This is a genomic window from Streptosporangium subroseum, from assembly GCF_900188345.1.
Lineage (GTDB): Bacteria > Actinomycetota > Actinomycetes > Streptosporangiales > Streptosporangiaceae > Streptosporangium > Streptosporangium subroseum.
Genome location: NZ_FZOD01000044.1, coordinates 20996 through 38704 on the forward strand (window position 1 = coordinate 20996; position 17709 = coordinate 38704).

Consider the following 17709-nt stretch of genomic DNA (forward strand, 5'->3'; position numbering starts at 1 on the left):
ATCAGGCCGAGGGAACGCGGAGGATCAGGGCGTCGCCCTGGCCGCCGCCGCCGCAGAGCCCGGCGGCTCCGAGGCCGCCGCCCCGGCGCTTGAGCTCGTGGGCGAGCGCGAGGACGATGCGGGCACCGGAGGCGCCGATCGGGTGGCCGAGAGCGATGCCGCCGCCGTTGACGTTGATCCTGTCGAGGGAGACGCCGAGTTCCTTGGCCGACTGGAGGACAACCTGGGCGAAGGCCTCGTTGATCTCCAGCAGGTCGAGGTCCGCGGCGGTGAGCCCCTGCTTGCCGAGGGCGTGCTTGATCGCGTTGGCGGGCTGGGACTGGAGCGAGTTGTCCGGCCCTGCCACGTTGCCGTGGGCGCCGATCTCGGCCAGCCACTCCAGGCCCAGCTCCTCGGCCTTGGCCTTGGACATCACGACCACCGCGCAGGCGCCGTCGGAGATCTGCGAGGCGGAGCCGGCCGTGATCGTGCCGTCCTTGGTGAACGCCGGCCGCAGCCGCGACAGGACCTCGACGGTGGTGTCGGCGCGCACGCCCTCGTCCGCGGAGAAGACCACCGGCTCACCCTTGCGCTGCGGGATCGACACCGGGACGATCTCGGCGTCGAGCGTCCCGTTCTTGATCGCGGCGGCGGCTCGCTCGTGGGAGCGGGCGGCGAAGGCGTCCTGCTCCTCGCGGGTCAGGCCCAGGCGCGCGTTGTGCCGCTCGGTGGACTCGCCCATGGCCACCTGGTCGTAGGCGTCGGTCAGACCGTCGAGGGCCATCGAGTCCACGACGCCGGCGTCGCCGTACTTCACGCCTCTGCGCAGACCCGGCAGCAGGTGCGGGGCGTTCGACATGGACTCCATGCCGCCCGCGACCACGATGTCGAACTCACCGGCCCGGATGAGCTGGTCGGCCAGGGCGATGGCGTCCAGCCCGGACAGGCAGACCTTGTTGATCGTCAGCGACGGCACGGACATCGGGATCCCGGCCTTGACCGCGGCCTGGCGGGAAGGGATCTGACCGGCTCCGGCCTGGAGCACCTGACCCATGATCACGTACTGCACGGCCTCGGGGGCGACACCGGAACGCTCCAGCGCGGCTTTGATGGCGAGGCCACCCAGCTCGGCGCCCGAAAGACCGGATAATGAGCCGAGCAACCGGCCAATGGGCGTGCGAGCTCCGGCGACAATGACGGAACCAGACATAGAAGGGGCCTCCCTGACGGGGCTTGCGGCGACTTTGCCACCATACCCATGAGTACCCAAGCGACCGCCATGGAGGTTGGACCTATGTTCATGCGCATCGACCATGTGGGAATCGCCTGCCACAACCTGGAAGAGAAGATCGCGTTCTTCGAGCGGACCTTCGAGCTGACCGTGGTGGCACGGGAGATCAACGAGGAGCAGGGCGTCAAGGAGGCGATGCTGCACATCGCCGACGGCAACGGAGGAGGGTCCTACATCCAGCTCCTCGAACCGCTCGGCCCCGACACGCCGGTCGGCAAGTTCCTCGCCAAGCGCGGAGAAGGGGTGCACCACGTCGCGTTCGGTGTCCCGGACGTCGCGCGCGCCCTGGAGGAAATAGGCGGCAAGGGCATCCGGCTGCTCGACGAAAAACCGCGACATGGTTCGATGGGTTCCTCCATCGCCTTCCTCCACCCCAAGGACGTGGCGGGAATGCTCACGGAGCTCGTTCAGGCTCCAGATCATTAAAAACGCGCCGTGTCAAATGCAAGAAACGTTCATACGTAACAAGTCGTGCATAAAATTGGACGAGACCTCCAAGGCCGCGTCACCGGAGTACGCTGGCCTACCACCGGACGTGGATCCCGCCACGGCTCCCGCCTCGGATGTCCGAATCCCCCGTCCGGCCCGTGTAGCCGTCTCGACAACCCAGGATCGAGCCTCCATGCAGTCCGACATCGATGCCCAGCTCAATAATTTCTTTGAAGACGCCCCCGCTCGGGAATTCGACGTGGTGCTCCGTGGCTACGACCGGCACCAGGTTCACGACCATCTGAAGCAGATTGACGGCGAGCTGCGCCAGACCCGGGAGCAGCTTCAGGGTCTGCAGCGAGACCTGTCCGACTCCCAGCGGCAGTTGCAGGAGCAGGAGCGTCCGACCTACTCCGGCCTTGGCGCCCGGATCGAGCAGCTGCTCCGTCTCGCCGAGGAGCAGGCCACCGAGCTGGTCCAGGCCGCCCGGTCCGAGGCGAACGAGATCAAGGCCGCGTCCAAGGTCGACGCCGCGGACCTGCGCGCCGCCGCGGAGAACGAGGCGGCCGAGAAGCGCGCCCTCGCCACCCGCGAAGCCGACGAGATGCGCACCAGCGCGGAGCGCGAGGCCGAGGAGATCCGCTCGACCGCCCGCCGCGAGTCGGACGAACTGACCTCCACCACCGAGCGCGAGGTCGCCAAGCTGCGCGCCACCGCCGACCACGAGGTGGCCGAGAAGCGCGCCGACGCCGAGCGCGAGATCGCCAAGCTGCGCACCACCACCGAGCGCGAGGTCGCCCAGCTGCGCGCCTCGACCAAGCGCGAGCGTGACGAGGTCCTCACCACGGCCAAGCGCCAGGCCGACGAGATGCGCGCCCAGGCTCAGCGGGTCCTGGAGGAGTCCGAGGCCAAGCGTGCCCAGGACGAGGCCGAGTTCGACATCCAGCTCGCCGCCCGCCGCGAGGACGCCGAGCGTCAGGAAGCCGAGCGCCACGCCACCGCGCAGGCCGCCACCCAGAAGCTGGTCGCCGAGGCCGAGCAGCGTGCGGCCACCGCCGAGCAGCGCGCCACCAAGGCCACCCAGCAGGCCGAGCAGACCCGCCGCGAGGCCGACAGCCACGCCAAGCAGCTGGTCGCCAACGCGCGCAAGAACGCCGACCAGGTCGTCTCCGAGGCCAAGTCGAGCGCCGAGTCGATCGTCTCCGAGGCCAAGTCGGAGGCCGAGCGGAGCCGTTCGGTCGCCCAGCGCCAGGTCGACGAGCTGACCCGCCAGCGCGACAGCATCACCAGCCACCTCGCGCAGCTGCGCCAGCTGCTCGGTGGCGCCCCGCTCCCGGCCTCCGAGCCGGAGCCCGCGATCACCGCGGCCCCGCCGAAGCCGGCCATCCCTGCCGCCAACGGCAGCGAGAAGCCGGTCCCGGCTCCCGCCAAGGCGGAGACGAAGGACGACGACGCGGAGTGGTGGCAGGAGTAGGCACCGCTGATTCCGGGGCGTTGGCGACGGCTACGAGAGAGCCTGGTGACCTGACGGTCGCTAGGCTCTCTTCTTGTCTTCCCACCGTCCTCACGGTTCTGCGTACCTCTCTCCACTCCGCTAGGAGCAGCTGTGCCCGAAGCGTCCCAGGTGTCCGACGATCCCCAGGTCTCCGTCCCGGGCCCGCCCTCCTCCCCCGAGGTCTCCGGCGGACCGGAGACCTCCGGCGGACCGGCGAGCTCTGCCGTACACGACGAGCCGGTCACCTCCGGCGGGCATGCGGCGCACGGCAGGCCGCTCGCCTTCGGCGGTCATGGGAGGCACGACAGGCCGGGCGGACACGGGGCACGCGGCGAGCAGAGCACCACCGGCGCGCACGAGGCGCTGTACGGCGAGCCGGGTAAGCCACTGGCCAGCAACCCCTTCCTGATCGGCCTGACCGGCGGGTTGGGCCTGCTGACCGCGTGGGCGCTCTCCCAGGCGCTGGTCACCTCCCGCAGTGTGATCGTCCTGATCGTGGTGGCGATGTTCCTCGCCGTGGGGCTCAATCCGGCCGTCGAGGCGCTGCAGCGGCGGCGGATGGCCCGGCGCGGGGCGATCTCGATCGTCTTCGGCGCGGTGATCCTGTTCTTTGTGCTCTTCGGCCTGGCGATCGTCCCGCCGGTGACCCAGGAGGCGGCCGCGTTTGTCAGCGCTGTCCCCGGCTACACGAAGGAACTGCTCGCCAACCCCACGCTCAAGGGGTTGGACAGCGACTACCAGATCCTGACGAGGGCCGGCGACTACATCACCAGTGGCGGTCTCGCCCAGACCGTGGCGGGGGGCCTGCTCGGCGCGGGCGCGGTGGTGTTCAACGCGTTCTTCTCCGGGGTCACGCTGCTGGTCCTGACCCTGTACTTCCTCGGCTCGCTGCCCTCGATCAAGGATTATCTCTTCAAGCTCGTGCCCAGCAGCCGCAGGGAACGGTCCCGAGCGCTCGGCGACGAGATCCTCGACGGCATCGGCGGCTACGTGGCCGGCAACCTGCTGATCTCAGTGATCGCGGGCGTGGTCACCTGGGTGTTCCTCTCCGTCCTGGGCGTCGAGTACGCGCTGGCCCTCGCCCTGATCGTGGCGGTCACCGACCTGATCCCGCTCGTCGGCGCGACGATCGGCGCGGCGCTGGTGACCCTGGTGGCGCTCCTCCAGTCGGGAACGCTCGGCATCGCCTGCGCGATCTTCTTCCTGGTCTACCAGCAGGTCGAGAACTACCTGATCTATCCTCGCGTGATGAAGCGCTCGGTGGACGTGGCCCCGGCGGTCACCGTCATCGCCGCGCTGTTCGGCGGCGCGCTGATGGGCATCGTCGGGGCGCTGCTGGCCATCCCGGTGGCCGCGGCGATCGCGCTGCTCATCCGCGAGGTGGTGATCCCCCGGCAAGCTCGCCAATGAAGCCGGCCACGACGCGGTTGAACGCCTCGGGCTGCTCGATCGCGCTCAGGTGACCCGCCTTCTCGATCACGGCCAGCCGCCCGTCGGGCACGGCTTCGACCATCGCCTCGGCGTCGGCGCGCGGGGAGATCTCGTCCTCCTCCCCCACGATCACCAGGACGGGCACCTTGAGCGCCCGCAGGGTGTCGAAGGAGTCCCGGCGGCCCGCCATGGCCCGCTGCGCCCAGGCCACGGCGCCCGGCGGAGCCGCCTGGACCAGCCCGCGCACCCGGCCGAACACCATCGCCCTGCGCTGTACGGTGGTCTGCCCGAGCAGCCCGGGGAGCACCTCCTCCACCAGGACCGAGGAGCCGCTGTCGAGCACGGTGGCGGCGATCCGCTCGCGGTTCGACCGGGCCGCCTCCTGATCGGCGTCCGCCTTGGTGTCGGCGAGGATCACCCCCAGCACCCGGTCGGGGTGGCGGCGGCACAGGGCCATCGTCACGTAGCCGCCCATGGACAGGCCGCCGACGACCCCGCGCTCGATCCCCTCGCGGTCCAGCAGGCGCACGACGTCGTCGGCCATGACGTCGAGGGAGGGCTCGTCCTCGCCCAGCACCGAGCCGCCGAAGCCGCGCAGGTCGGGGGTGATGACCTTGCAGGTGGTCGCCAGGCCCTCACGCTGGGCCAGCCACATCGCCGATGACAGGGGGAAGGCGTGGAGGAGGACGACCGGAAGTCCCTCGCCCGCCGATCGCGTGTACAGGTGCACGCTGTCCACCGTATTCCCGTACTCCTCGTCTGACACCCCTTGATTCACCGGGCATTCAGGGCGGAGGGCCCGTCCTTCAGGGCGGGGAGGAGGCGATTCCTGTGTTTTCCCTGGGTGCGCGGGTCGGGCTCGGCGGGGTCGGGGTGTTCCGCGATAGCCAAGCGGAATGTGTTCGCTTGAGCGCGGCGGGGCGTGCCGTGCCGCGGGGGGAGGCTTCGGGGTCGCCCGGGCCGATGAACCGACGGACCCGGCCGGAGGGCCGGGTGCTGGAATCCCCGGTTCTCACGGCCGGGGAGGACGTCAGGACATCGCGGTGGCGCCGCCGTCGACGAAGAGGACCTGGCCGGTGATGTAGGCGGAGGCCGTACTGGCGAGGAAGACCGCGGGGTGGGCCATCTCCTCGGGGGTGCCCCAGCGGCGCATGGGAACGGTCTGGACGGTCGCCCGGCCGGCGTTCTCGTCCTCCCAGAGCCCGCGGTTGAGGTCGGTGGCGGTCCAGCCGGGGCACAGGGCGTTGACCCGCACCCCGCTCTCCGCCCACTCCAGGGCCAGGGTCTTGGTCAGCGCGACCAGGCCGGCCTTGGCCGCGGCGTAGGCCGCCAGCAGGGGGGCGCCCTTGGCCGCCACCGAGGCCACGTTGATCACCGAGGCGGTGCCTCGCTCGGTGAGGTGCGGCGCGAACGCGTGACAGACCGACATGGCGGAGTCGAGGTTGAGCCTCATCAGCTTGTCCCAGCCGGACAGTCTCAGGTCCTTGAACGGCACGAGGAAGTTGGACCCGCCCGCGTTGTTGACCACGATGTCCACGTGGCCCAGCTCCTCGATCCCCCGCTGTACGGCTGCCGCCACGGCCTCTCTGTCGGTGACGTCACAGGGGATGACGGCGGCCTGCCGCCCCAGCGCCTTCACCTCGGAGGCCACCTCGGCCAGTGACTCGGCCGACCGGGAGACGAGCGCGACGTCGGCGCCCGCCTCCGCGTAGGCGAGGGCGATCGCCCGTCCGATGCCCCTCGACGCCCCGGTGATGAACGCCTTCCTGCCGGAAAGATCGAACGCCTGCACGGCTGCCTCCTCGTTGACATGCGCCATCGGCTGCCAGGCCCGGCACACGCCGGCGAGCTGGAACCGAACAAGATTCTACGAGTCGGCGACCTCTGTGGGGAGGGGATGGGCGGCCGGATTCACTCTGCGGACGATCTCGTTGAGGACGATCCGCACGTACGGCTCGCCGACCCACAGGTGCTTGGCGCCGTCCACGCCGACGACCTCGGCCTGGGGCACCCGGGCGAAGCGCTCACGGGCTTCCTCCGGGCGCAGGTAGTCGTCGAACTCGGGGACCAGCGCGATCAGCGGCCGTCCGAACTCCGCCCACCCGTCGAGGTCGGCGTCGGTGGTCCGGTGCAGCGGCGGGGAGAGCAGGATGGCGCCCTCCACGAGCGGGTCGCGACCCCACTTGAGCGCGAGCTCGGTGCCGAAGGACCAGCCGACCAGCCAGACCCGGGGCAGGTCGTTGAAGTCGGCGCACTCCAGCGCGGCGGCGACGTCGAGGCGCTCCGCCTCGCCGCCGCCGAAGGCGCCCTCGGAGGTGCCCCGCTCGGAGGTGGTGCCGCGCGTGTTGAACCGCAGCAGGCCCAGATCCGCGAGGGCGGGCAGCCGGTTGGAGGCCTTCTTGAAGACGTGGCTGTCCATCATGCCGCCGTGGGTGGGCAGCGGGTGCAGGCAGATCAGTGTGGCCACCGGGGGCCTGTCTGCGGGAAGGGCCAGCTCACCGACGAGCTTCAGCCCGTCACCGGTGTGCAACTCGATCGGTTCCCTGCGCGCGGGCAGCACCGTAGAGGCCCTGATCTCCATGTGTCTCCTCAATATCTGCTGCGGCCGGGACCACGCTTGACCCGGTTGCGCCAGCACGCGGTGTGCCAGTGCCTGCGCTCGTTCTCTCCGCCGGACCAGGCGGGCCAGCTCACCAGGTGGGGCAGGCCGGGCCTGATCTCCTGGTCGCAGCCGGGGCACCGGTAGACCTTGTCCGCCCCGGCGCCGGTGACCCGGCGCACGTGCCAGTCGCCGTCGGGCCACTCCTCCACCTGGTCGACCCCGGGCACGAACTGGCCGACGGGACGGGAGGACCCCCGGTTTCCGCCCCTGTCGAAGGGGTCGGCCCGACGAGCCTTGCGGGGGCTCACGGCCGGTCTCGGAGACTCCGCACCCTGGCCGTGACGAGCTGGTCGAGCAGCGACGCGGGGGTGAGGGGAGATCGACGGTGCGGGGCGCGGGACGTACGGGGGTCGTGGCGGGTGGTGGAGCTCCGGCCGCGCGCCGATGCCGGTCCGGCCTCGGCGCCGATCACGGCGGACCCCGTACGGACGGAGGAATCGGGGCTCCCGAGGCCTGTCGTGGCGAGCCCGACCACTCCGGCCGTCCCATAGATGCTCGTCATCGCTCTCCCCATCGCACCCGCGAAATCCACTCCGTGCCGGCGACCGCCCGCTTCGGCACCGCAACAGTCTCCCAGAGACCCCCCGCCTACCCCAAAGCCGGGGACGGCTCACCCCTCCGACACTCGTCTTTGTGAGAACCTTTGGAAAGTACTTGAACGATAGTTGAGTAGTAATTATCATTTGAGGAGATGAGCGGAGGAGGAGTTCGTGGAGGACAAACTTGACCCGACGGACGCGCTCCGGCAGATCGGCGAGATCGACCGCCGCATCCGGCGGCCGGCGCGGGTCGCCGGATGGATCTTCGTAACCCTGGGACTGTGCACCATGCTGTACTGGCCGACCATGTCCCTCGGCCCGGTGTGGGCACAGGCGACGGCAGGGGTGATCTGGGTGGCGCTCGCGGTCGCGAGCACCTTCTATCTGGGCGCGATGAAGGTCCAGGACCGCGAGGTCACCTGGGTCAACAAGCCGACCTCTCCGGTGACCGTCGCCTACGTGATCTTCTTCGTGGTCACGTTCATCTTCGGGATGTTCTTCCGCCCCGAGAATCCGGGCGGCGGCTGGGTCGCGGCGCTGATCGTGCTGGCGGTGCTCTCCGGCCTCCCGGCGCTCTACGGCGGCTGGCGAATCCTGAGGGCGGGGCGATGAGCGGCGCCGGCTCGCATCCGCGGCACGCCCTGGACGACGTCATCCACGCCCCGGTCCGCCTGTCGATCATGGCCGCCCTGTCGGCCACGGAGAAGGCGGAGTTCCGTTTCCTGCGCGACACGATCGAGGTCAGTGACTCCCTGCTCTCCAAACACATCATCACCCTGGAAGAGGCCGGCTATGTCCGGGTGGAGAAGGTCTTCGTCGGCAAGCGTCCGCGCACCTGGCTGGCGCTCACCGACGAGGGACACCGGGCATTCCAGGAATACATCTCCGTACTGAGACGGCTGACCGAAGGATCCCCCCCGTGATCGAAATTGACGATCTGCACAAACGCTACGGCGACAAGACCGCCCTGGACGGGGTCACGTTCTCCGTGAAACCCGGCGAGATGTTCGGCTTCGTGGGAGCCAACGGCGCCGGGAAGACCACCACGATGCGAATCCTGATGGGCGTGCTGACCGCCGACTCCGGGTCCGTGCTCCGGGACGGCCGGCCGCTGACGTTCGAGGACCGGCGCAGGTTCGGCTACATGCCGGAGGAGCGCGGCCTCTACCAGAAGATGAAGGTCACCGAGCAGATCGAGTATTTCGGCCGGCTCCGCGGCATGGGCTCGGGCGACGCCAGGCGGGCGACCGAGGGCCTGCTGACGCGCCTCTCGCTCACCGAGCGCCGCAACGACGCGGTGGACACGCTCTCCCTGGGCAACCAGCAGCGCGTGCAGCTCGCGGTCGCCCTGGTGCACGAGCCCGAGGTGCTCGTCCTGGACGAGCCCTTCTCCGGGCTGGACCCGCTCGCCGTCGACGCGCTGGCCGACGTGCTCGCCGAACGGTGCCGCTCCGGCGTGCCGGTGCTCTTCTCCAGTCACCAGCTGGACCTGGTGGAACGGCTCTGCCACTCGGTCGGCATCATCTCCGCCGGTCGCATGGTGGCCAGCGGCGCGGTCGAGGACCTGCGTGACAGGGAGGGGCGCGGCCGGCTCAGGGTGATCGTCCGCGACGCGACCCCCGGCTGGACCTCCGGCCTGCCGGGAGACATCACCGAGAACGGTGACGAAGTCCTCCTCACCGGCGTCACCGGCGACGGCCAGGAGATCCTCCACCTCGCCGCCAAGGCGGGAAGGGTCGAGCACTTCGGCTGGCAGCGGCCCACACTCACCGAAATCTTCAGAGAGGCGGTGGCATGAGCAGCCTGTGGCTGGTCGCGCGGCGGGAGATCGTCACGCGCGGCCGTACAAAAGCCTTCGTCATCGGCCTCGTGGTGAGCGCCGTGCTGGTCGCCGCACTCGCGTTCCTCCCCCGGATCTTCGCCGGGCCCGACTCCTACACGGTGGGGGTCACCGGTTCGCAGTCGCTGCAGGCCGCGCTCCCCCAGACGGCGAAGGACATCGAGATCACCGTCAGGCAGTTCCCCGACGAGGCCGCCGCGAGCAAGGCGGTGCTCGCCGGCGACGTGGACGCCGCACTGGTGGCCGATCGCAAGGTGCTCGCCGACGGCGAGGTCGACCGGGAGCTCGGCCTGCTGCTGGAGAATGCGCACCAGGCGGCCCAGGTCCAGAGACAACTCGCCGACGCGGGCCTCGACCCGGCCAAGGTGGCCCAGGCGATGCGGGTCGCGCCCCTGGAGCAGGTCTCGGTCGGGACGGACACCCGCTATTCCGGCGTGCGAATCGGCATCGCGTCACTTCTGGTCATGCTGCTGTTCTTCCTGATCATCTACGGCTCCATGTATGTCGCCATGGGAGTGGTCGAGGAGAAGGGGAGCCGCATCGTCGAGATCCTGCTGACCTCGATCCGCCCCTGGCAGCTGCTCGGCGGCAAGATCGTGGGCCTGGGCGTGCTCGCGCTGGTCAACCTCGTCGTGGTCATCGTGGCCGGTCTCGGCGCCGCCGCGGCGACCGGCCTCGCCGCCGACCTGCCTCCGGGCATGACGGGGATCGTGATCAGCACCCTGTTCTGGTTCCTCCTCGGCTACGGGTTCTTCGCCGCGATGGCGGCGGCGCTCGGCTCGCTGGTGTCCCGGCAGGAGGATGTGGGCAGCGTCCTCACCCCGATGACGATGATCATGATGGTCGCCTATCTGGTCGCCTACTACGCGGCCTTCGAGCCCGGCGGTCCGGTGGCCCGCATCCTGTCGCTGGTGCCGCCGTTCTCCTCGATGGTCATGCCGGTCCGGATGGCCGGCGGCGAGGTGGCCGCCTGGGAGATCGCCCTGGCCGCGGTCCTGATGCTCCTGGCGACCGTGGGCACCCTCGCCCTCGGATCCCGCATCTACCAGCGCGCGGTCCTGCGTACGGGCGCCCGCGTCAAGCTCTCCGAGGTCGTGCGCTGACCCCCACGCCGGGGAAACCCGGCGTCCGCTCCCCGGCCGGACGTATCCTGGAGATCTGGGTCCCGTCCGGCCGGTAGGGTTCGCTCATGCGTCTGGTCATCGCGCGGTGCAGCGTGGATTACGTGGGAAAGCTCACTGCTCATCTTCCAATGGCGCCCCGGCTCATCCTCATAAAAGCCGACAGCAGCGTCTCGATCCATGCCGACGATCGGGCATTCAAGCCACTGAATTGGATGAATCCGCCGTGCAAGCTCCGCGAGGAGGACGGCACCTGGACGGTGACCCACGGCAAGACCGGTGAGAAGCTCGTCCTCACCATGGAGGAGATCATCCACGACTCCAGCCACGAGCTGGGCGTCGACCCCGGTCTCATCAAGGACGGCGTCGAGGCCCACCTGCAGGAGCTCCTCGCCGAGCACATCACCACACTGGGCGCCGGCTGGACGCTGATCCGCCGCGAATACATGACGGCGATCGGCCCGGTCGACATCCTCTGCCGCGACCACACGGGCGCGACCGTGGCCGTGGAGCTCAAGCGGCGCGGTGACATCGACGGCGTCGAACAGCTCACCCGCTACCTGGAGCTTCTCAACCGCGACCCCCTGCTGGCCCCGGTGAAGGGCGTCTTCGCCGCCCAGGAGATCAAGCCCCAGGCACGCGTGCTCGCCGCCGACCGGGGCATCGGCTGCGTCACCCTCGACTACGACAAGCTACGGGGCATCGAGCGCAACGACACCCTGTTCTAGGGGCCGCCCGCCTCGGTCGTGTCCTCCGCTGTCCTCCGAATGTTCTTCGGCTGTCCTCCGAATGGAGGACAGCCGGTTCCACCGGTCGTTGGTGTCGCCAAAGCCGTACGGACGCGACATTTGAACCATGACGACAGCGGTGAGAGTTCGTGGCCTGACCAAGCGCTACGGCGACGTGCAGGCGGTCGGCGGAATCGACCTGGACATTCGCGCGGGCGAGGTGTTCGCGATCCTCGGCCCGAACGGGGCGGGGAAGTCCACCACGGTGGAGATCCTGGAGGGGTACCGCACCCGGGACACCGGAGAGGTGAGCGTCCTGGGCATCGACCCGGACAAGCCGACCCGCGAGTGGCGCTCCCGGCTCGGCATCGTGCTCCAGACGGCCGACGACGTGGCCGAGGCGACGGTGCGGGAGACCGTCCGGCATTTCGCGGGCTACTATCCGGACGCCAAGGATCCGGACGAGGTGATCGAGCAGGTCGGCCTGACGGACAAGGCCGGCAAGCGCATCCGTCAGCTCTCCGGCGGCCAGCGGCGCCGGGTGGACGTCGCCCTGGGCGTGATCGGCAATCCTGAGCTGCTCTTCCTCGACGAGCCGACCACCGGGTTCGACCCCGAGGCCCGCCGGCAGTTCTGGGAGCTGATCGGGGGCCTGGCCCACAACGGCACCACGATCGTGCTGACCACCCACTACCTGGACGAGGCAGAGGCGCTCGCCGACCGGGTGGCCGTGGTCGCCGGAGGCCTGATCGTCGCCGAGGGCGAGCCCAAGACCCTGGGAGGCCGGGCGACCGCCAAGGCCAAGGTGAGCTGGTTCGACGAGGGTGAGCGCCGCTCGCTGGAGACCGACACCCCGACGAGGACCGTGCTGGAGCTGACCCGGCGGTTCGACGGCGAGGTTCCCGAGCTGACCGTGACCCGCCCCTCGCTGGAGGACGTCTACCTCCAGCTCATCGAGGCTCCCGCCTGATGGGTGACCAGCCTCATCCCGCGAGCCCGATCCCCCCGATCCAGCGTCGACCGACCCCCCGAGGTGACCGTCCCGTGAGCGAAACCGTGACCCGAACCCCCGCTCCTCCCCTCCGTACCAGGCAGCCTTCCGCGACACAGCTGGGGCTGTCGCGGGCGGCCATCGAGACCAGGATGTTCTTCCGCGAGAAGGACGCGGTCATCTTCACCTTCTCCTTCCCCATCGTCCTGCTGGTGATCTTCGGCTCGATCTTCGCGGGCGATCTGGAGGGGACGGGGCTCACCGTCTCCCAGCTCTACGTGGCGTCGCTGATCGGTTCGGCGGCGATGACCGGCTTCCAGAACCTCGGCATCAACATCGCGGGGGACCGCGACGACGGCACGCTCAAGCGGCTGCGCGGCACGCCGCTGCCTCCCGGCTCCTACTTCGTCGGCAAGGCGCTCAACACCCTGTTCATCTCCTTCCTCCAGGTCGTCATCCTGCTGGCGATCGGGGTCACGATGTTCGGCCTGGAGCTGCCGTCGGAGGCGGGCAGGTGGGTGACCTTCGCCTGGGTGTTCGTTCTCGGGGTGCTCGGCTCGTCCCTGCTCGGCATCGCGGTCAGCAGCCTGCCCCGATCGGCCAAGAGCGCCAGCGCGGTGATCTCCATGCCGTTTGTGGTGCTGCAGTTCATCTCCGGGGTGTTCATCCCCATCAGCGAGCTCCCGTCCTGGCTGGTGAACATCGCCTCGGTGTTCCCCCTCAAGTGGATGTGCCAGGGTTTCCGCTCGGTTTTCCTCGGTGATGCCGGCGCCACGCTGGAAATCGCGAAATCATACGAACTGGACCGAGTCGCCCTGGTCCTCGGAGCCTGGGTCATCGGAGGACTGGTGCTGTGCCTGATGACGTTCCGCTGGAAGAGCCGCCGCGACGGATAAACCATGTGGGTCGGCCCGGCTATGTCACCAACCCAGCCGGGCCACACATATGGGACTCGCTGCGCATCTGGGAGATCCTCCTGTTCGTGGCGACCCTCGCCCCCGCCACGATCATCCTGCTCGGCGACCTGCCCGTACGCGACAGGGTGATCGTGGCGGTATGCCTGGTCTCGATCCTGCCGCTCTATTTTGTGCTCGGCCGCCCGGCGATCATGGCCGAGAACCGGCGGCGCGGTGCGGTCTACATCGCGCTCCTGATCCTGCTGTTCATCCCGGCCACGTTCATCACCTCCGACGTGACCTTCGCCCTGTTCGGGCTCTGCCCGCAGTGCTTCATGGTGTTCCCGACCAGGCAGGCCATGATCGCGGTGATCGTGCTGAACCTCGTCCCGGCCATCAGTTACCTGTTCCTGGAGCCGGAACCCAGCTGGTTCGGTTTTCTGACGGTCACCCTCATCGTGATCGTCTTCTCCTGGGTGTTCGGCGTCTGGATGGAGGGGGTCTCCAGACAGAGCAGGGAACGGGCCGAGCTCATCGAAGAACTGATGAGCAGCCGGGCCGAGGTGTCCCGGCTCTCGGCCGAGCGCGGGGCCCTGGCCGAGCGCGAGCGCCTCGCCGGGGAGATCCACGACACCCTGGCGCAGGGCTTCACCAGCATCATCATGCTGATCCAGGCCGCCGAGGCCCGGTCCGACCCGGCCCGCCACCTGGCGCTGGCCGTACAGACCGCGCGCGAGAACCTGGCCGAGGCCCGCGCGCTGGTGGCCGCGCTCAGCCCGGCGCCGCTGGACGGCTCCACCCTGGACGAGGCACTGGTACGGCTGGCGGACCGGCTCAGGGAGGACATGGGGATGACCGTGACCTTCACCGTCCGCGGAGAGTCACGCCCGCTGCCGCCGCCCATCGAGGTGGTGCTCATCCGCGCCGCCCAGGAGTCCCTGGCGAACGTGCGCAGGCACGCGGCGGCGAGCCGGGTGGACGTCTCGGTGGTTTACGGCCCGGAGACGGTGGCGTTGGAGGTCCACGACGACGGGTGCGGCTTCGACCCGGCTGCCACCGGCGGATACGGCCTGCGCGGCATGCGGAGCCGGGTGGAGCAGGCGAGCGGCTCGATGCGGGTGCGGAGTTCGCCGGGAGGGGGAACGACGCTGATCGTCGAGATGGCAGAGTGACCGTCGTGATATTTCAGGACAACCCCCCACCCTCGCGCCAGCACGCCTTCATGCGTCTGAACGGGTGGGAGTTGCTCTATCTCGTCACCTTCCTGGCCGCCCTTGTTTTCATCGTCTTCGACGACACCCTCGGGACCGCCGAGCGGGTCATCTCCATCGCGCTGATCAGCGGGTGCCTGGCGGCATACCTGCGTTTCGGGCGACGAGCCGTCGGCGTGGGATACCGCTCGTGGGAGGGCCGAACGTACGTCGTCCTGCTGATCGTGCTGTTCACCCCGGTGACGATCATCTGTCCGCCCACGCGGTTCCTTCTTTTCGCCCTGTGCGCGCAGTGTTTCATGATGCTCCCCATGAACCAGGCGAAAGTCGCCGTGATCATTTTCAATGCGATCCCCGCGCTGGAGTTTCTCTTCGTCACGCCGTCCACGGAGGAGCTGGTCACCTTCCTGGGGGTGACGGTCATCGCCGTCACCTTCGGGCTGATCTTCGGCCCCTGGCTCGTCGGCATCATCGGCCAGAGCAGGGAGCGGGCCTCACTCATCGAGGAACTGGAGGCACGCCGGGCCGAGGTGTCCCGGCTCTCGGCCGAGCGCGGGGCCCTGGCCGAGCGCGAACGCCTCGCCGGGGAGATCCACGACACCCTGGCCCAGGGCTTCACCAGCATCATCATGCTGCTCCAGCAGCCCGAGGCACGGCGGATCGAGCTGGCCATACAGACCGCGCGCGAGAACCTGGCCGAGGCACGCACGCTGATCACCGCGCTGAGCCCGGCGCCCCTGTCGGGCGCCACCCTGGAGGAGGCGCTCGGCCGGATCACCGCGCAGTTCGGCGAGGAGCTCGCGGTGTCCGCCACCTTCGAGGTCAGGGGCGACTTCAGGACGACCTCGACCAGGGGCGAGGTCGTCCTGCTCCGCGCGGCGCAGGAGGCGCTGGCCAACGTACGGAAGCACGCCCGCTCCAGGGCCGTCGCGGTGACGCTGGAATACACCCCCGAGGCGACCCGGCTGACCGTCCGCGACGACGGCACGGGCTTCGATCCGGCCGCCACCGAGGGATACGGCCTGCGCGGCATGCGCGCCCGGATCGAGCAGGTGGGCGGCACCCTCACGCTGACCGGCCCTCCGTCCGGGGGCACCCTCCTTGAGGCCGCCATCCCCGCCGACCAGCCCGGCGGCCCCGCCCCGTCCGACCATTCCGACCCTCCCGCCAAGGAGCATCACAGTGCTGCGTCTGATGATCGTCGATGACCACCCCGTGGTTCGCGAGGGCCTGCGGGGGATGCTGGAGGCCGATCCGGGGATCACCGTGGTGGGCGAGGCGGCGTCGGGGGACGAGGCGGTCGTGCGGGCCGGGGAGCTCAGACCGGATGTGATCCTGATGGACCTGCGCATGCCGGACGGCGACGGGGTGAGCGCCACCTCGCGCATCCTCGCGAACCGGCCGGAGAGCCGGGTGATCGTGCTGACCACCTATGAGACAGACCAGGACATCGTGCGGGCGGTCGAGGCGGGGGCCGCCGGATACCTGCTGAAGGACACCTCCAGAGCCGACCTGCTGGCCGCGATCGTCTCCGCGTCGCGCGGCGAGACCGTGCTGTCGCCCTCGGTGGCGACCCGGCTCGTCACCCGGATGCGAGCCCCGGTGACCGAGTCGCTGTCGCCGCGCGAGGCCGAGGTGCTCTCCCTGGTGGCCAGGGGACTGACCAACGGGGAGATCGGCAAGGCCCTGTTCATCAGCGAGACCACGGTCAAGACCCACCTGCTGCGCGTCTTCGGCAAGCTCGGTGTCTCCGACCGCACCGCCGCCGTGACCACGGCTCTCGACAGGGGCCTGCTCATCCGTTGAACGTCCGGGACCGGCGCCCCGCATCGCCGGAATGGCCCCCGCCTCGTTCATTCGCGACCGGAAGGAACTTGACCGACTAGTCAGGCTTGTGACCTTCTTGCATGGACGACGCAAGCAATAGCGCATTGACCCTTCCACAAAAAGGATCTTGCACCCATAATGGTGGATTCCGGGGGCCATGACCATGAGGTGGAAGTGATAGAGCGAGCATTTGTCAACCCCACACTGAAGGCAGGGGCTTGACATGAATGGACGGTCATACAGGGGAATGTCGGCGGAGGAGCGGCTGACGGAGCGTCGGGAGCGCCTGATCTCCGCGGCGTACACCCTTTACTCCGACCCTGGTTTTCCGGAGACCACGATTGAGAAGCTGTGCGCCTCCGCGCGCATTTCCAATCGCGCCTTCTACGAATGTTTCTCCGGACGCACAGAACTGATGCAGGTGGTCCACGACCGGTGCGTGCACGAGACTCTGCTCTCGGTGGCGAAGTCCGTCAAACAGGCCCCCGACACGCTACTCGACCGGGTCGAGGCGGGCATCACCGGATACATCGACTTCGTCACCGAGGACCGGCGCCGCGCCCGGATCATGCACCTGGAGGTGCGCCGGGCGGGAGACTGCCTCATCACCTCGCGCCAGCAGGCGGTGAAGGCCTTCACCAACATGATCGAGACGATCGTCGCCGACCGGCCGGAAGCGGTCAGGATCAACCGGCATCTGCTCGCGCTGGGCATGATCGGGGCGCTTCAGGAACTGCTCATCGAATGGGTGCTGGCCGACGACCCTCCCGAGACAGACCGCCTGATCAGCACCGCCGTGCACATCTTCCACCGGTCCTTCGCGACCTGATCGCCCGCGCGAGCCGCGAGGACGAGGACGGGCTCGGATGAACCCGTCCTCCTCGATATGCCCGGTCCGCCGGCGTCCCGAAGACCGGCGGTGGCCGGGATCAGGCCACCGCCGCCACGGGGAGCTCGACGGTGAGAACCCGGTTGAGCCGGGTCACCGCCAGCACCCGCATCACTCGCGGTGGCACCCCTCGCAGAATAAGGCGGCGTTCCGCGCCCACAGCGCGGCGATGCGTGCCCACCAGCACTCCGAGACCGGTGGCGTCGATCATTTCCAACCCGGAAAGATCTACGATCAGGTCACCCTCGCCGGAGTCGACTGCTCCGTGCAGCCGCGGGCGTACCCCGGCGACGGTGCCCACGTCGAGACGGTGCCCGACGCTGACCACCTGGGCCTCGGGGTTACCAGGGACGCGCATGCCTCCTCCTCAAACCTGGTCG

Annotated in this window: 21 protein-coding genes; 14 read left to right on the forward strand and 7 right to left on the reverse strand. The window is 69.2% G+C overall.

What is annotated here, in order from left to right; genetic code table 11:
• Window position 1 precedes the first annotated feature (1 nt).
• Window positions 2–1189: an acetyl-CoA C-acetyltransferase gene (locus tag CHC08_RS32405; protein ID WP_089211190.1), complete on the reverse strand. Its 1188-nt coding sequence runs from the start codon at window positions 1187–1189 to the stop codon at window positions 2–4.
• An 84-nt stretch (window positions 1190–1273) separates the two neighbouring features.
• On the opposite strand from CHC08_RS32405, the gene mce reads away from it, so the two are divergent.
• From mce to CHC08_RS32420, 3 genes are all read left to right on the forward strand, one after another.
• Complete coding sequence (gene mce, locus CHC08_RS32410; RefSeq protein ID WP_089211191.1) at window positions 1274–1696, forward strand: methylmalonyl-CoA epimerase; 423 nt, start codon at window positions 1274–1276, stop codon at window positions 1694–1696.
• Window positions 1697–1892: 196 nt separating this feature from the next.
• A complete protein-coding gene (locus tag CHC08_RS32415; protein ID WP_089211192.1) occupies window positions 1893–3173 on the forward strand; it encodes a DivIVA domain-containing protein in 1281 nt (426 codons plus the stop codon).
• Between the two features lie 132 nt (window positions 3174–3305).
• A complete protein-coding gene (locus tag CHC08_RS32420) occupies window positions 3306–4604 on the forward strand; it encodes an AI-2E family transporter (RefSeq protein WP_245878692.1) in 1299 nt (432 codons plus the stop codon).
• Here the strand turns inward: CHC08_RS32420 and CHC08_RS32425 are convergent.
• The 5 genes from CHC08_RS32425 to CHC08_RS32445 all read right to left on the reverse strand — a co-directional run bounded on the left by CHC08_RS32425 (window position 4564) and on the right by CHC08_RS32445 (window position 7789).
• On the reverse strand, window positions 4564–5355 hold the full coding sequence (locus CHC08_RS32425) for an alpha/beta fold hydrolase (RefSeq protein WP_089211243.1): 792 nt from the start codon (window positions 5353–5355) through the stop codon (window positions 4564–4566). The two genes, CHC08_RS32420 and CHC08_RS32425, sit on opposite strands and share 41 nt — an antisense overlap.
• Before the next feature lie 300 nt (window positions 5356–5655).
• On the reverse strand, window positions 5656–6417 hold the full coding sequence (locus CHC08_RS32430) for an SDR family NAD(P)-dependent oxidoreductase (protein ID WP_089211193.1): 762 nt from the start codon (window positions 6415–6417) through the stop codon (window positions 5656–5658).
• A gap of 75 nt (window positions 6418–6492) precedes the next feature.
• Window positions 6493–7206 carry an alpha/beta hydrolase gene (locus CHC08_RS32435; RefSeq protein WP_089211194.1) on the reverse strand — a complete coding sequence of 238 codons (714 nt, stop codon included), beginning with the start codon at window positions 7204–7206 and terminating at the stop codon, window positions 6493–6495.
• 8 nt (window positions 7207–7214) lie between these two features.
• Window positions 7215–7535, reverse strand: a complete 321-nt coding sequence (locus CHC08_RS32440; RefSeq protein WP_089211195.1) for an ATP/GTP-binding protein — start codon at window positions 7533–7535, stop codon at window positions 7215–7217.
• Window positions 7532–7789 (reverse strand): hypothetical protein, encoded by a 258-nt coding sequence (locus tag CHC08_RS32445; RefSeq protein ID WP_143653420.1) that lies wholly within the window; start codon window positions 7787–7789, stop codon window positions 7532–7534. The genes CHC08_RS32440 and CHC08_RS32445 overlap by 4 nt, the downstream gene beginning before the upstream one ends.
• A 208-nt stretch (window positions 7790–7997) precedes the next feature.
• Here CHC08_RS32445 and CHC08_RS32450 point away from each other — a divergent pair, with 208 nt between their 5' ends.
• From CHC08_RS32450 to CHC08_RS32500, 11 genes are all read left to right on the forward strand, one after another.
• Complete coding sequence (locus tag CHC08_RS32450; protein WP_089211197.1) at window positions 7998–8438, forward strand: hypothetical protein; 441 nt, start codon at window positions 7998–8000, stop codon at window positions 8436–8438.
• Window positions 8435–8749: a winged helix-turn-helix domain-containing protein gene (locus CHC08_RS32455; RefSeq protein WP_089211198.1), complete on the forward strand. Its 315-nt coding sequence runs from the start codon at window positions 8435–8437 to the stop codon at window positions 8747–8749. Before CHC08_RS32450 ends, CHC08_RS32455 begins: the two co-directional genes overlap by 4 nt.
• On the forward strand, window positions 8746–9624 hold the full coding sequence (locus CHC08_RS32460) for an ABC transporter ATP-binding protein (RefSeq protein ID WP_089211199.1): 879 nt from the start codon (window positions 8746–8748) through the stop codon (window positions 9622–9624). The genes CHC08_RS32455 and CHC08_RS32460 overlap by 4 nt, the downstream gene beginning before the upstream one ends.
• A complete protein-coding gene (locus CHC08_RS32465; protein ID WP_089211200.1) occupies window positions 9621–10769 on the forward strand; it encodes an ABC transporter permease in 1149 nt (382 codons plus the stop codon). Before CHC08_RS32460 ends, CHC08_RS32465 begins: the two co-directional genes overlap by 4 nt.
• Window positions 10770–10855: 86 nt before the next feature.
• Window positions 10856–11515, forward strand: a complete 660-nt coding sequence (gene nucS / locus CHC08_RS32470; protein ID WP_089211201.1) for an endonuclease NucS — start codon at window positions 10856–10858, stop codon at window positions 11513–11515.
• Window positions 11516–11642: 127 nt separating this feature from the next.
• Window positions 11643–12485: an ABC transporter ATP-binding protein gene (locus tag CHC08_RS32475; RefSeq protein ID WP_089211202.1), complete on the forward strand. Its 843-nt coding sequence runs from the start codon at window positions 11643–11645 to the stop codon at window positions 12483–12485.
• A 74-nt stretch (window positions 12486–12559) separates the two neighbouring features.
• Window positions 12560–13402, forward strand: coding sequence for an ABC transporter permease (locus tag CHC08_RS32480; RefSeq protein WP_089211203.1), 843 nt, complete (start codon window positions 12560–12562; stop codon window positions 13400–13402).
• Window positions 13403–13407: 5 nt separating this feature from the next.
• Entirely contained in the window at window positions 13408–14574 is a 1167-nt protein-coding gene (locus CHC08_RS32485; protein ID WP_089211204.1) for a sensor histidine kinase, read from the forward strand.
• Window positions 14575–14624: 50 nt separating this feature from the next.
• Window positions 14625–15821, forward strand: coding sequence for a sensor histidine kinase (locus tag CHC08_RS32490; protein WP_143653421.1), 1197 nt, complete (start codon window positions 14625–14627; stop codon window positions 15819–15821).
• Window positions 15796–16419, forward strand: a complete 624-nt coding sequence (locus CHC08_RS32495; protein ID WP_089211206.1) for a response regulator — start codon at window positions 15796–15798, stop codon at window positions 16417–16419. Before CHC08_RS32490 ends, CHC08_RS32495 begins: the two co-directional genes overlap by 26 nt.
• A gap of 244 nt (window positions 16420–16663) precedes the next feature.
• A complete protein-coding gene (locus tag CHC08_RS32500; RefSeq protein WP_089211207.1) occupies window positions 16664–17269 on the forward strand; it encodes a TetR/AcrR family transcriptional regulator in 606 nt (201 codons plus the stop codon).
• 100 nt (window positions 17270–17369) lie between these two features.
• Here the strand turns inward: CHC08_RS32500 and CHC08_RS32505 are convergent, their stop codons facing one another.
• The gene (locus CHC08_RS32505; protein WP_089211208.1) at window positions 17370–17687 is read right to left on the reverse strand and encodes an STAS domain-containing protein; all 318 of its coding nucleotides are present in this window, start codon (window positions 17685–17687) and stop codon (window positions 17370–17372) included.
• Between the last annotated feature and the right edge of the window lie 22 nt (window positions 17688–17709).